Consider the following 12,257-nt stretch of genomic DNA (forward strand, 5'->3'; position numbering starts at 1 on the left):
CGGTTTCCTGAAGCTGCTCCGGGCCTTGAACCCGGTTGGAGTAAGACATGACACATACAGAAACCGCTGCCTGGACAGGCGGCGTGAACTCCCTCGGTTTTGCAAAAAGCCCCGCTGATACGCGGGTTGTCGCCGCCATGTCGGGCGGGGTCGACAGCTCGGTCGTGGCCGCGATGCTGAAGGCCGAAGGCTATGACGTGATCGGCATCACGCTGCAGCTCTATGACCACGGCGCTGCCGTCGAGAAGAAGGGCTCCTGCTGCGCGGGCCAGGATATCCATGATGCCCGCAACGTCGCCGACCAGATCGGCATTCCGCACTATGTGCTGGATTATGAAAGCCGCTTCCGCGAGCAGGTGATGGAAGATTTCGCCGACACCTACCTGGCCGGGTCGACGCCGATTCCGTGCATCCGCTGCAACCAGACTGTCAAGTTCTCGGACCTGCTTCGCACCGCGAAGGAGCTGGGCGCCGATTGCCTGGCGACGGGGCACTATATCCGCCGGACCGAGGGCAAGGACGGGCCGGAGCTTCACCGCGCAGCCGACGCGAGCCGTGACCAGTCATACTTCCTGTTCGCCACGACGCGGGAACAGCTGGCCTATATCCGCTTCCCGCTCGGCGGCCTGCCGAAGACGCAGGTGCGGGAGCTGGCGGATAAGTTCAACCTGCCGGTCGCGGCCAAGCCGGACAGCCAGGATATCTGCTTCGTGCCGGACGGTTCCTACGCCAAAGTGGTCGAGAAAATCCGCCCCGGATCCGGGCGCGGGGGCGATATCGTGCACCTTGACGGGAGGGTCCTTGGCCAGCACGCAGGCGTCATTCACTACACGATCGGCCAGCGGCGCGGCCTGAACGTGGCCGTGGGCGAACCCCTGTTCGTGGTCAAGATCGACGCGCCGACACGGCGGGTGATTGTCGGGCCGCGCGAGGCGCTGATGACATCGGGCCTGTTGCTCGAAGAGCTGAACTGGCTGGGCGCCGGAAGCCTTGAATCTGCAGCCGATGCCGGTGCGCCCGTGCTGGTGCGCGTGCGCTCGACGCAGCCGCCGGTACCGGCGCGGCTCGGCTGGCAGGGCGACATCCCGGTGATCTGGTTCGACCAGCCGGAAGAAGGCGTGGCGCGCGGCCAGGCGGCGGTCCTGTATGATCCCGAAGACGGCACGCGGATTTTCGGCGGCGGGTTCATCCTGCGGACGATCCCGGCCGACCAGCGCGTGGTGGCCGCCTAGGCGGCTGCACCTGCGACGCCTGCGAGGGCGCTTGAGGGTGGGGGCCGGTTTTCGGATCGGGATGTCAGGTCAGGTGTCGGGGACAGCGCCTGCGAGACCGTACGCCCGGCGCAGGCCGGGATCGCCTGAAGCGTGCCCGAGCCACACCGAGACGGTCCCCGGCGTGCACCCGGGGCACCGGGGCTGGGTGTCTGTGAGGGCAAGCCCCAGGCGGTCCGATACAGGTGCACGATACCTGCACGAACGCTGCACGGACATGTCGTCAGACAGACGGATGAGCACGACGCGCCCGTTCCACATCACGCCCCAGAGCATCTGCGCGCCGGGATGACCGGTCGCCCTGAACCATGCCTTCAGGCGCTGGATGCGCCAGAAGATCAGCGGCCAGAGCGGCAGCAGGTACCAGGGCAGGCCGGGCATGGGCACGAGGAGGGAGAAGGGTGGCATCGGTGCCATTATAGGCCGGGTGCCGGAGGGGGCGGATAAGAGACGATCTGTCCCCACACAAATGCCGCCTCCTGGTCAGGAAGAGACTCATCTCTCCCAGGCGACCGTATCATCCCGGAACCCGCGCTTCGCTCCCTTAGGTGGCAAACGTCCGGAGCGTGTCATTCCTGCCAAACGTCAAACTCTCACGGGCTTGATTTTGGAGGTTTGAGAATACCACGGCGCGGTCTAGGTCTGAATGATCGTTCCTCCAATGTGGAGTCTGAAATGACCCGTTTCGCCTTGCTTGTTGCCGTCTTTTGCCTGTTTGCTGCAGGCGGCCCCGCCGAAGCCGAGCGTTCCGAAAAACACGCCAAGGTTCCCCGCAATCTCGAAGTGGCCCCACCGGGGGAATGCGAATCACACCATGACGCCCTGGGCTGCAAGTCGCAGAGGTTGAAATCCGCGGTCGAACGCTTCTGTTGCAGGATCACTGACAATCCCGGCATCGGCGATACCACCAGCTTCACCAAGCGCGTCTTCCGTGACCGGAAAACCGGGGAACTGGTCTATGGCGTCAGCTATGTGACGAAGAACACGTCGAAACGGTTTGAGACAAGCTGGCTGATCGAACCGGAATGGGCCGATCTCGGGATGACGACTGCAGACGTGGCATACGGACGGTTGAGCGGATCGCAGGACGCCTACATGATTGACACGCTGGCCGGCAAGACCACGCTCATCGGTCGTGGAAACGTCGGGTTCGCGCTCAGGCTTGTCGTGACGGAAGTCCCGAATATCCCCTACCTGTACGACAAGGCCGCCGATGGCACGATCAGCGTGCGCATGCTGGACGAGGCCAACCGGCCCGGTGCCGTGTCAATCGACCGGGTGATTGCCGACGCGCAGCTGCCAAAAGGCCGCGCGTCCGTGGAAATCATGGATGACGGGTCGCTTCTGGTTCACCGGCTGGATGCAAACGGAAAGATCTTCGATCAGGTCTTTGACGCAACGGGCGCCACCGCCCTGACGCCGCCGATGAAACCCCTGATCATGGCAGCCTATGGGCTGAACCGGAATTACATGCTGTTCGAGATCGATCATGCGCGCCGCCTGTTCTGGCCGGTGCGCGGCGCCGACGTCATCGCCAAGCCCGACAGCCTGATCGGCATTCGTCCGCTGGCCGGTACGCTCACGTCAAAAATCGAACCGCTGCCTGCCGCCCAACTCGCGCAACTCTACCAGCCCGAAACGCCGGATCCCTCACCCTACGCTGCCGACCTACCCATCTGCGTCTACGGCAGGCCGTCGTGCGATCTACTCTACAAGTTTGTCGCGGTCTGGGAGACGGATGACCAACAGGTCGCTATGGCCCTGGTGTCCGAGAGTGGGAACAAGGACGTACTCGGGGAGAGGAGCCGCGTAATCCCCACCTTCCTCGAGATCGCCACCACGTCCAATGCCGCTGATTTCAAATCCATCCATGACCTCAACGTCCCTGACCCGAAGCACCACATCACGTTCCGGTCCTACGCAGCCGTCGAACCGATCGTGGCAACCCGGACCGATGGGACTTTCGAGGTCTATCGCTACAAGGTCGGCGGTCGCTACGGCCTGTTTGAAACGGTCACGCCGGCGCCTGAAGCCAGTGAAGCCGCCGCCATGGCGTGGTGGGAAGCGGATCTCGCCGCCCAGCGCGCCCGCAGTGACAAAATAAACGCCGATTACCAGGCGTTCAAGGACAAGCAGGCGCGCGATCGCCAGGCCAGCCTGGCGAAATTGGCCGCCGACTCCGCAGCCCGGCAGGCCCAGGCCCGCATCGAATACGATCAGGCGCTGGCCGCCGGCAATTACGCGCTGGCGATGCAGACTGCACGGCGCCAGCTCACACAGCGCGATGTCTACCAGACGGTCATGCGTTCGATCGCCGCCGGTCCGGGCGCGGGCGTCGGCCTCGCTGACATCGAGATCGCCAGGCAGTTCGCCACCGCCGAGGAGACAGCAGTGCTGGATGCGCATGCCCGCCTGATCGACTACCGCGCCAATGTCGAGCGCGCGGAGGCCGCCAAGCGGAACATCGCCCAGAACATGTTGAACGCGGCAGCCAAATACCAGGGCAAACCGGTCACGATACCGTCCGGATCCCAAGGGTACAGTTCCGCTGCCAGCACCGCAAATTCGGCCTTGGCAGATGCCCAATTTGAATCGCGAATGAATTATCTTGAAGGGAAAACGGGCCAGTACATGTGCGGCAGCTCGAGCTTCTGCGACTAGGCCAAGCCGGGCCGGAAAACGCCGCTAAGCCTTCAATGCCCCACCAGGCGAACGGCTTCTGCCTGCGCGGTCAGGTTCTGCAGGCGCCCGTCTCGATCGATCTGCATGAGGTTCAGGATGGTCACGGCCTCTTCCCCCGGCGCCGGATCGAGGCGCGCCAGCAGATGAAAATAGCCGCTATCTTCATCGGATACGCGAAACTTTCCGCTAAACTGCTGTTCGGTCCCCCCTGCCTCGGGGTGGAAGACGGCGTCGAAGTGCCCGTCTTGCTTGAAATGGGTAAGTGTCTCACCATTCGCGTTGCTTACCTGCCATGTGCCGACCAGGTATTGCTCGACCGGCATGCAATTTGAGTGAAACATCAGGCCGAGATCTGCCTCCGTGGCGCCCACCCATTCATCCCACGGCGATACGTGGTGTCGGGGAAAGTCCGTGTAGCCATTTTCCTTCGAACTGTGAAAATACTGGATGCACACTTTTTCGTAGGGAAGGCCCGTCACGAATCTGGACGAAATTCTCTCGTTCCACACGCTGTCTTCCCAATTTTCTTCATTGGGCGCGAGATGGTGAACACCATCTACGACATAGGAATCTGATCCCGGCTGGATCGCCTCGGGCACCTGTGCGGATGCCTGGGTGATGATGACGCTGAACGCGAGCGTGGCAAGGCAGGATCGCAGCATGGCTATGTCCCTTCATGTGTTGACCGCCTCATGTACGAGAGGGCTCCATAGTCTTAGGCGGCAAGCGGCCTCAAAACGGGCCACTCGGTGAAAAGAATTTGCCGTCTGTCCGCGCGCGTCTGGATGTCCATTGCCTGGATTTGCGGCGCAAGCGGCCGGTGCGGGAAGCCCCATTGGTTCCCTTGCCGCCGGGCGTAATCACAGGATTTTGCGTTCTGCTTAGCAGAACTTAAACGGAGTTCTGCTTTCATGGGCGCTGTACACAGAGGGTTCCGGCCCCGGAGGCAAGCGAGATCAATGTATCATTTCCTGACAAAAGTATTGAGCCGCATTTCGGAAGTCATCCGGATATTCGCGCTGTCGATCGTCGGATTGATGATGCTGTCTACCGGACTGGTGCTGGCGATTGGCGGGCGGCCTGAAGCGCTGATTCCGCTGGTACTCGGGGGGTTCGCGGTCTTCAATTTGCGAAAACTGGTATTGCAGCTGTATCGGGAAATCGGCGGCGCCCTCTGAAGGCGTACCACCGGTCGGGCGCGTCAGCGTGCCTGGCGTTTCCGGACCAGGGAGATGGCGATTCCGCCCAGCACGAGGGCGGACGCAACCAGGAAGCGGAGCGAGACGGCCTCGCCGAGCAGGGTGATCCCGCCGAGGGCGGCGATGACCGGCACGCTGAGCTGGGCAATGGCGGCTGTGGCGGAACTGAGGCGCGGCAGGACGGTGTACCATAGCGCATAGCCAAGGCCGGACATGACGACGCCGGAGGTGACGGCGAGGGCGATGCCCGTGGGGGTCAGGGGTGCCGGAAGGGTGACACAGAGGGCGAGCAGGGCCAGCGGCACGGCGAAGATGAAATTCGCTGCCGTGTCGCCTGTCGGATCGGTGCTGCCCCGTCCGATCAGGGAATAGATGCCCCACCCGATCGCGGCAGCAAGCATCAGCCCCGCGCCGAGCAGGTCGGGGGCCGCGCCGCCGGACGGCCAGAGCAGCCAGACCAGTCCACCGAACGCGATGGCGGCGCCGAGCGCCTGCAGGCTGCCGATGCGCTGGCGTGACAGCAGGGCGCCGGCAAACATCACGACCTGGACGCCGCCGAACAGGATGAGCGCACCGACCGCAGCGCCGAGCGAGATATAAGCGAACGAAAAGCCGATCATGTAGGTGGCGAGCGTGATGGCGCCTGCGGGGCGTGTGGCGGACCAGAGCGTCCATTCGCGTCGGCGCAGCGCGACCAGCCCCCACAGGACCAGCGCGCCGCTGGCGACACGAAGCGCGGCAAAGCTGGCAGGATCTATGGCGCCATCGGCCAGCGCGAAACGATTGAGGATCGAGTTGGCGGCAAAGGCCACCATCGTCAGACTGGTCAGCAGGAAGAGTTTCATCGCCCGTGGGCCAAGGGTCAGCTCATCCAGTCGGGCGGGGCGGCGTGGGTGCCGCTGGCCGGCATGGCGGGCTGGGGATAACGCTCCAGCAGCTTTGCGACGATGGCGTCGGCGACACGGTCGGCCTCGCGCAGGGGCGGGTAGGGCCAGGTGGCCAGCGTGCCGTCGAACCAGCGGGCCGCGCCATGATCGATCAGGCTCTGGTGCAGGCGGTCGAACTTGTCGGCCCGGCCCTCGAGGCGGGCGATATGCACCGGCAGGCCATGCCAGGCGACGTCCGACAGCATGTTGGCGCTGTCTTCGGTGACGACCGCAACGTCGGAAAAGGTCAGCCAGGCGAGATAGGGATTCGGGCCGTCCTCGGGCCCGGCCCAGAAACGGGCGCCGACCTGGTCGGCCAGGGTCCGGAAGCGGGAGATGGCGGGCAGGGGCGTGCGGCGTGACGTGGTGATGCGCAGGCGCCAGCCGAGGCCAGCGAGCTCGCGCAGCTGGGCGTCCAGCCGCTCGGCCGCAGCCTGCGAGAAGGTGTGCGTCTTCGAATCGCCGCCGAGGATGATGATCGCGCTCTTGCCGCGCTCGTCAGCAAGGTCGGCGAAGGCCTGGCCGGCATCCTCGATCAGGTCGGGCGCGAAATAGGAAGGCGACCCGATGGTCTGGATGACATTGTCGCCGGTGACGCCGTCATGCACCGGCGTGACCAGCAGGTCGAAATTGTCCGGCGAGATTTTCGGGTCGAGGATCTGCACGGTCAGGGTCTTGCCGCCGGAGTGTTTGCGCACGGCGCGAGTGATGGCGGCAGACCGGCGACCGGCGGCAATCCAGACGGTGGGCCAGGGCGGTGCAATCAGGGCGCGCTGGGCGGCTGGCAGTGATTGCAGGGGCCAGGGCCAGGCATCGGCCGGCAGCCAGACGAAGGGCGCGCGCGGCGTCAGCGTTACCGGGTCTGCCCGGTGACCGGCACCTTCAATATGTGCGATGCGCATCCAGCGGCGGGTTTCGCCCAGCGCCTGCATCACCGCACGTACCTGTGCAGCGTTGCCTGCGCGGCCATCCGACACCGCCCAGACGGAAGGTCCGAGCGGGCCGCCCCCACTCATTTATTTGTACTCGACCTTGGAGATCTCGTAGGCGCGCGCACCGGACGGAGCGGACACCTCGGCCTCGTCGCCTTCCTCCTTGCCGATCAGGGCACGGGCGATCGGCGAGGTAATCGAGATCTTGCCGAGTTTCACCGAGGCTTCGTCCTCGCCGACGATCTTGTAGGTCTGTTCTTCCTCGGTATCGACGTCCACAATGGTCACGGTCGCGCCAAAGCGGATCTTGGTGCCGGAAAACTTGCTGACGTCGATCACGTCGGCGCGGGCGAGCTTGTCATCAATCTCGCTGATGCGCCCCTCGATGAAGCTCTGCTTCTCCTTGGCGGCATGGTATTCGGCGTTTTCAGACAGGTCACCATGCTCCCGAGCCTCCGAGATCGCCGCGATGATGTTCGGGCGTTCAACGGACTTCAGGGCCTTCAGTTCTGTCTGAAGCGCAGCATGGCCTTCAGCGGTCATGGGAATGCGTTCCATGTCGATATTCCTCGTGATTTGCGGCGAAGAGGTTGGCTCAAAATTTGAGGCCGTCAAGTGGCCCCCGTTCAGGCCGATTGCAAGGCGCGAACCGAGATTTCCCGGGTTTTCAGGCTCGCAATCGCCTGAACAGAGGCAATTGAGGCTGAAAGTGTTGTGAAATACGGGATCTTGCGGTTCACGGCGGTACGACGGATCGAGGCGCTGTCAGCGAGCGAAGCAGCCCCTTCAGTTGTATTAAACATCATTTGCACGTCACCGTTGATCATTGCGTCAACGATGTGTGGCTGGCCCTCCAGCACCTTGTTGACGCGGGTGACGGGCAGGCCCTGGCTCTCCAGGAAGGCTGCCGTGCCGCTGGTGGCGATGAGGGTGAAGCCGAATTTGACGAGATTGCGGGCCGGTTCGACCACGCCCTTCTTGTCGGCGTCGCGGACCGAGATGAAGACCTTGCCGCTTTCGGGCAGGCGTACACCGACGCCGAGCTGGGATTTCAGGAAGGCCATGCCGAAATCGTCGTCCCAGCCCATGACTTCGCCGGTCGAACGCATTTCCGGGCCGAGTTGGGGGTCGACGCCCGGGAAGCGGGCGAAGGGGAAGACGGCTTCCTTGACCGCGATACGGCGCGGGTTGGCGTTGGTCAGGTCAAAGCTGGTGAGCATTTCGCCCGCCATGACCTTGGCCGCGATGGCGGCGATCGGTGCACCGACGGCCTTGGCGACAAACGGCACCGTGCGGCTGGCACGCGGGTTGGCTTCGAGGACATAGATCTCGTCGTCCTTGACCGCGAACTGGATGTTGATCAGGCCACGCACGTGCAGCGCCATGGCGAGGGCCACGGTCTGCTCGGCAAGGCGGCGCTGCAAGTCTGCCGACAGCGTGTAGGGCGGCAGGGCGCAGGCGCTGTCGCCGGAATGGACGCCGGCTTCCTCGATATGCTCCATGATACCCGCGACGTGGACATTGGTGCCGTCGCAGATGGCGTCGACATCGACTTCGATGGCGTCGGAGAGATAGCGGTCGATGAACAGCGACGCGTCGCCTGAGACTTTCAGGGCCTCGGCGGCGAACTCGCGCAGGTCTGCGTCATCGCGGGCGATCTGCATCGCGCGCCCGCCGAGCACGAAGGATGGCCGCAGCATGACCGGGTAGCCGATCTCGTTGGCCTTCACTTCGGCCTCTTCCACGCTGCGCGCGGTGCGCGACGGGGCCTGGCGGATCTTCAGCTCGTCGAGCAGGGCAGCGAACTGTTCGCGGTCTTCGGCGAGGTCGATGGATTCCGGGCTGGTGCCGAGGATGGGGATATTCTCCCGATGCAGCGTGCCGGCGAGCTTGAGCGGCGTCTGGCCACCGAACTGGACGATCATGCCCTTCAGCGTACCGACGGACTGTTCCTTGTGGATGATCTCGAGGACATGTTCGTCGGTCAACGGTTCGAAATAGAGCCGGTCGGACGTGTCATAGTCGGTCGAGACGGTTTCCGGATTGCAGTTGACCATGATGGACTCGATGCCGAGGTCTTCCATCGCGTAGGCGGCGTGACAGCAGCAATAGTCGAACTCGATGCCCTGGCCGATCCGGTTCGGGCCACCGCCCAGGATGATCGCCTTGTCGCGGCCCGAGGGCATGGCCTCACACTCCGGCGTGTCGCTGCCGAACATCGGGTGTTCATAGGTGGAATAGAGATAGGGCGTCTTGGCGGCGAACTCTGCGGCGCAGGTGTCGATGCGCTTGTAGACGGGGCGCACGCCGAGCGAGTGGCGGTAGCCGCGGACCCAGCTTTCGCCCTGGCCGACCAGCTGGCCGAGACGCTGGTCCGAGAAGCCCATCGCTTTCAGCTCCGTCATGCCGAAGGCATCCTTGGGCAGGCCATCGGCGAGGATGGCCGTCTCGGTCATGATGATTTCCGCAATCTGGCGGAGGAACCACGGATCAATCGCGGTGATGGCGTGGACGTCTTCCACGCTCATGCCCTGCCGGAAGGCCTGGGCGACGATGCGGATACGGTCAGGCGTCGGCACGGACAGGGCCTGGCGCAGGGCCGCTTCGGTTTCGAAGGGCAGGTCGTCGAGCCCGGCAAGGCCCGTCTCGAGCGAGCAGAGCGCCTTTTGCAGGCTTTCCTTGAAATTGCGGCCGATGGCCATCGCCTCGCCAACCGATTTCATCGCCGTGGTGAGGATGGGGTCGGCGCCCTTGTACTTTTCGAAGGCGAAGCGCGGGATCTTGGTGACGACATAGTCGATGGTGGGCTCGAACGAGGCGGGGGTGACGCCCGTGATGTCATTGTCGAGTTCGTCGAGCGTGTAGCCGACGGCAAGCTTGGCGGCGATCTTGGCGATCGGGAAGCCGGTGGCCTTGGAGGCGAGCGCCGACGAACGCGACACGCGCGGGTTCATCTCGATGACGATCAGGCGGCCATCCTTCGGGTTGACCGCGAACTGCACGTTCGAGCCGCCGGTCTCGACGCCGATCTCGCGCAGCACCGCGATCGAGGCGTTGCGCATGACCTGGTATTCCTTGTCGGTCAGCGTCAGGGCCGGGGCGACGGTGATGGAGTCACCCGTATGCACGCCCATCGGGTCGATATTCTCGATCGAGCAGATGATGATGCAATTGTCCGCGGTGTCGCGGACGACTTCCATCTCGTATTCCTTCCAGCCGAGCAGGCTTTCGTCGATCAGGATCTGGGCACTGGGCGAGGCGGCGAGGCCGGAGCGGCAGATTTCCTCGTATTCCTCGACATTGTAGGCAATGCCGCCGCCGGTGCCGCCGAGCGTGTAGGCGGGGCGGATGATGGCGGGCAGGCCGACGGTCTCGATCGCGTCCATCGCGGCCTTGAGGCCCGAAAGGCGGTCATACCCCTTGATCCTGCCGTCCGGTCCGCGGATTTCCGGGGAGGCGATGATCGCGGCGCGCGGATTTTCCAGGCCGATCCGGTCCATGGCCTCGCGGAACAGCTTGCGGTCCTCGGCCATCTCGATGGCTTCGGCCTTGGCGCCGATCAGCTCGACGCCGTGCTTTTCGAGGATACCGGCATAATGAAGGTCCAGCGCGCAGTTGAGCGCGGTCTGGCCGCCCATCGTGGGCAGCAGGGCATCCGGCTTTTCGGCCTCGATGATCTTCTCGACGATTTCCGGGGTGATCGGCTCGATATAGGTCGCGTCGGCAAGGTCCGGATCGGTCATGATCGTCGCCGGGTTCGAATTGACGAGAATGACGCGATAGCCTTCGGACTTCAGGGCCTTGACCGCCTGCACGCCGGAATAGTCGAATTCGCAGGCCTGGCCGATGATGATCGGACCGGCACCGATGACGAGAATCGACTTGATATCGGTGCGCTTCGGCATGGTCGTGTCACTCTCCGGTCAAACGGGTGCGTGATAGCGGGGAGTCGGGTACGAGGGCAAGGATAAAGGGCCGCAGTGGTGAGAAAAGCCCCGCACCCGGTTGTCGGATGCGGGGCTTTGCCCGGGCGATTTGCGGTCGCTTTGCAGTCAGCGCCTACCAGCGGCGTGAATCATAGGGGTAGCGGTCATAGGCGTTGGCATAGCCGTCACCATCCGAGTCGCGCTCATCTTCCTGGTCCTTGATGCCGGGCATGTCGCAGTCTTCGGCTTCCGTACAGCCCTTGGCTGCACCGGCTGCGCCACCGAGGACGGCGCCGACGGCTGCGCCCTGGCCAGCGTCGCCGCTGCCGGTATTGTTGCCGATCACGGCACCTGCGACAGCACCTGCGGCGGCGCCATAGGCGGCGTTGCGTTCTGTCGTGCCGCTGGATGTGCAGGCGGCAAGGACCAGAGCGCTCGCACCGGCGGCGAAAAGCTTCATGTAGGTTGTCATCGTGTGCTCCTTGTTTTGATCACGGTGGACGAACGTCCAGTGACCGGGAGCGGTTCCACGGCGGAGATTACACGACTGTCAGGCGGCGCGGCTGGCCTGTCGTGTCAGGTCCAGCGCTTGGCAAGCTTCTGCGTCACGGCGTCGGAGTCTTCCCGGGCTGCGCCCTGGTAGCCCGTATTGGCATCCGAGACGAAGGGATTGGTCTGGCGCTCGTGACCGAAGGTCGAGATCGGCCCGTGGCCGGGAACGAACCGCATCTCGTTGCCGAGCGGCCACAGCTTGCCGGTGATCGAGTCGATCAGCTGCTGGTGGTTGCCGCGCGGAAAGTCTGTCCGTCCGATCGAGCCCTGGAACAGGACGTCGCCGACAAAGGCGAGCGCGCCTTCCTTGTTGTAGATCACGACATGGCCGGGCGTGTGGCCCGGGCAGTGCGCGACACCGAACTTCAGGCCGGCAAGCTCCAGTTCGTCGCCATCGTGCAGGTAACGGTCGGGTTTCACGTTGCGGCCGTCGGTTATGCCGTATTTGGCGCCCTGTGCTTCCAGCTCGTCGAGCAGCCACTGGTCGTCCTCGTGCGGGCCGATGATCGGGCAACCGGTGCGTTCGGACACGGCGGTGGCGGCGCCGGCATGGTCGAGGTGGCCATGAGTCAGCCAGACGGCGACGATCTTCACGCCGAACTGTTCGGCCGCAGCCATCAGCCGGTCGACCTCGCCGCCCGGATCAATGAACACGCCTTCCATGGTCTCGGTCGACCAGATCATGGACGTGTTCTGCTGCAGCGGGGTCACCGGAATGATCCGGATTTCGAGTTTCGGCTTCTGTTCGGTCAGGGTCATGTTTGCAGAG

The 12,257-nt window shown here is 64.0% G+C and carries 11 protein-coding genes; 3 read left to right on the forward strand and 8 right to left on the reverse strand.

Going from position 1 to position 12,257, the window contains the following annotated elements; genetic code table 11:
• Positions 1-47: 47 nt before the first annotated feature.
• Complete coding sequence (gene mnmA, locus HJO_RS15720; RefSeq protein WP_035618866.1) at positions 48-1,232, forward strand: tRNA 2-thiouridine(34) synthase MnmA; 1,185 nt, start codon at positions 48-50, stop codon at positions 1,230-1,232.
• A 69-nt stretch (positions 1,233-1,301) separates the two neighbouring features.
• On the opposite strand, the gene HJO_RS15725 is transcribed toward mnmA, so the two are convergent.
• Complete coding sequence (locus HJO_RS15725; protein ID WP_156945774.1) at positions 1,302-1,679, reverse strand: hypothetical protein; 378 nt, start codon at positions 1,677-1,679, stop codon at positions 1,302-1,304.
• A 267-nt stretch (positions 1,680-1,946) separates the two neighbouring features.
• Here HJO_RS15725 and HJO_RS18555 point away from each other — a divergent pair, with 267 nt between their 5' ends.
• Positions 1,947-3,932, forward strand: a complete 1,986-nt coding sequence (locus HJO_RS18555; protein WP_035618868.1) for a hypothetical protein — start codon at positions 1,947-1,949, stop codon at positions 3,930-3,932.
• Between the two features lie 32 nt (positions 3,933-3,964).
• Here HJO_RS18555 and HJO_RS15735 read toward each other — a convergent pair whose 3' ends face one another.
• Positions 3,965-4,615, reverse strand: coding sequence for a hypothetical protein (locus HJO_RS15735; protein ID WP_035618869.1), 651 nt, complete (start codon positions 4,613-4,615; stop codon positions 3,965-3,967).
• 297 nt (positions 4,616-4,912) lie between these two features.
• Between HJO_RS15735 and HJO_RS15740 the strand changes: the two genes are divergently transcribed.
• Positions 4,913-5,131 (forward strand): hypothetical protein, encoded by a 219-nt coding sequence (locus tag HJO_RS15740; protein WP_035618870.1) that lies wholly within the window; start codon positions 4,913-4,915, stop codon positions 5,129-5,131.
• Between the two features lie 23 nt (positions 5,132-5,154).
• Here HJO_RS15740 and HJO_RS15745 read toward each other — a convergent pair whose 3' ends face one another.
• The 6 genes from HJO_RS15745 to HJO_RS15770 all read right to left on the reverse strand — a co-directional run bounded on the left by HJO_RS15745 (position 5,155) and on the right by HJO_RS15770 (position 12,247).
• Positions 5,155-5,997, reverse strand: a complete 843-nt coding sequence (locus HJO_RS15745; protein ID WP_035618871.1) for a DMT family transporter — start codon at positions 5,995-5,997, stop codon at positions 5,155-5,157.
• 17 nt (positions 5,998-6,014) lie between these two features.
• Entirely contained in the window at positions 6,015-7,094 is a 1,080-nt protein-coding gene (locus tag HJO_RS15750) for a mitochondrial fission ELM1 family protein (protein WP_035618872.1), read from the reverse strand.
• The gene (greA, locus tag HJO_RS15755; protein ID WP_035618873.1) at positions 7,095-7,568 is read right to left on the reverse strand and encodes a transcription elongation factor GreA; all 474 of its coding nucleotides are present in this window, start codon (positions 7,566-7,568) and stop codon (positions 7,095-7,097) included.
• 68 nt (positions 7,569-7,636) lie between these two features.
• Positions 7,637-10,915 (reverse strand): carbamoyl-phosphate synthase large subunit, encoded by a 3,279-nt coding sequence (carB, locus tag HJO_RS15760; protein ID WP_035618876.1) that lies wholly within the window; start codon positions 10,913-10,915, stop codon positions 7,637-7,639.
• Between the two features lie 154 nt (positions 10,916-11,069).
• Positions 11,070-11,408 (reverse strand): YMGG-like glycine zipper-containing protein, encoded by a 339-nt coding sequence (locus tag HJO_RS15765; RefSeq protein ID WP_035618878.1) that lies wholly within the window; start codon positions 11,406-11,408, stop codon positions 11,070-11,072.
• A 104-nt stretch (positions 11,409-11,512) separates the two neighbouring features.
• Positions 11,513-12,247 carry an MBL fold metallo-hydrolase gene (locus tag HJO_RS15770; protein WP_164473944.1) on the reverse strand — a complete coding sequence of 245 codons (735 nt, stop codon included), beginning with the start codon at positions 12,245-12,247 and terminating at the stop codon, positions 11,513-11,515.
• Between the last annotated feature and the right edge of the window lie 10 nt (positions 12,248-12,257).

The sequence above is a fragment of the Hyphomonas johnsonii MHS-2 genome (assembly GCF_000685275.1).
GTDB lineage: Bacteria > Pseudomonadota > Alphaproteobacteria > Caulobacterales > Hyphomonadaceae > Hyphomonas > Hyphomonas johnsonii.

Excerpts from the sequence above, each read along its gene's own strand:
- HJO_RS15740 (WP_035618870.1), top strand. The coding sequence starts at position 4,913 with ATGTATCATTTCCTGACAAAAGTATTGAGCCGCATTTCGGAAGTCATC.
- greA (WP_035618873.1), bottom strand. The coding sequence starts at position 7,568 with ATGGAACGCATTCCCATGACCGCTGAAGGCCATGCTGCGCTTCAGACA.
- HJO_RS15725 (WP_156945774.1), bottom strand. The coding sequence starts at position 1,679 with ATGCCACCCTTCTCCCTCCTCGTGCCCATGCCCGGCCTGCCCTGGTAC.
- HJO_RS18555 (WP_035618868.1), top strand. The coding sequence starts at position 1,947 with ATGACCCGTTTCGCCTTGCTTGTTGCCGTCTTTTGCCTGTTTGCTGCA.
- carB (WP_035618876.1), bottom strand. The coding sequence starts at position 10,915 with ATGCCGAAGCGCACCGATATCAAGTCGATTCTCGTCATCGGTGCCGGT.
- mnmA (WP_035618866.1), top strand. The coding sequence starts at position 48 with ATGACACATACAGAAACCGCTGCCTGGACAGGCGGCGTGAACTCCCTC.
- HJO_RS15735 (WP_035618869.1), bottom strand. The coding sequence starts at position 4,615 with ATGCTGCGATCCTGCCTTGCCACGCTCGCGTTCAGCGTCATCATCACC.
- HJO_RS15745 (WP_035618871.1), bottom strand. The coding sequence starts at position 5,997 with ATGAAACTCTTCCTGCTGACCAGTCTGACGATGGTGGCCTTTGCCGCC.
- HJO_RS15770 (WP_164473944.1), bottom strand. The coding sequence starts at position 12,247 with ATGACCCTGACCGAACAGAAGCCGAAACTCGAAATCCGGATCATTCCG.
- HJO_RS15765 (WP_035618878.1), bottom strand. The coding sequence starts at position 11,408 with ATGACAACCTACATGAAGCTTTTCGCCGCCGGTGCGAGCGCTCTGGTC.
- HJO_RS15750 (WP_035618872.1), bottom strand. The coding sequence starts at position 7,094 with ATGAGTGGGGGCGGCCCGCTCGGACCTTCCGTCTGGGCGGTGTCGGAT.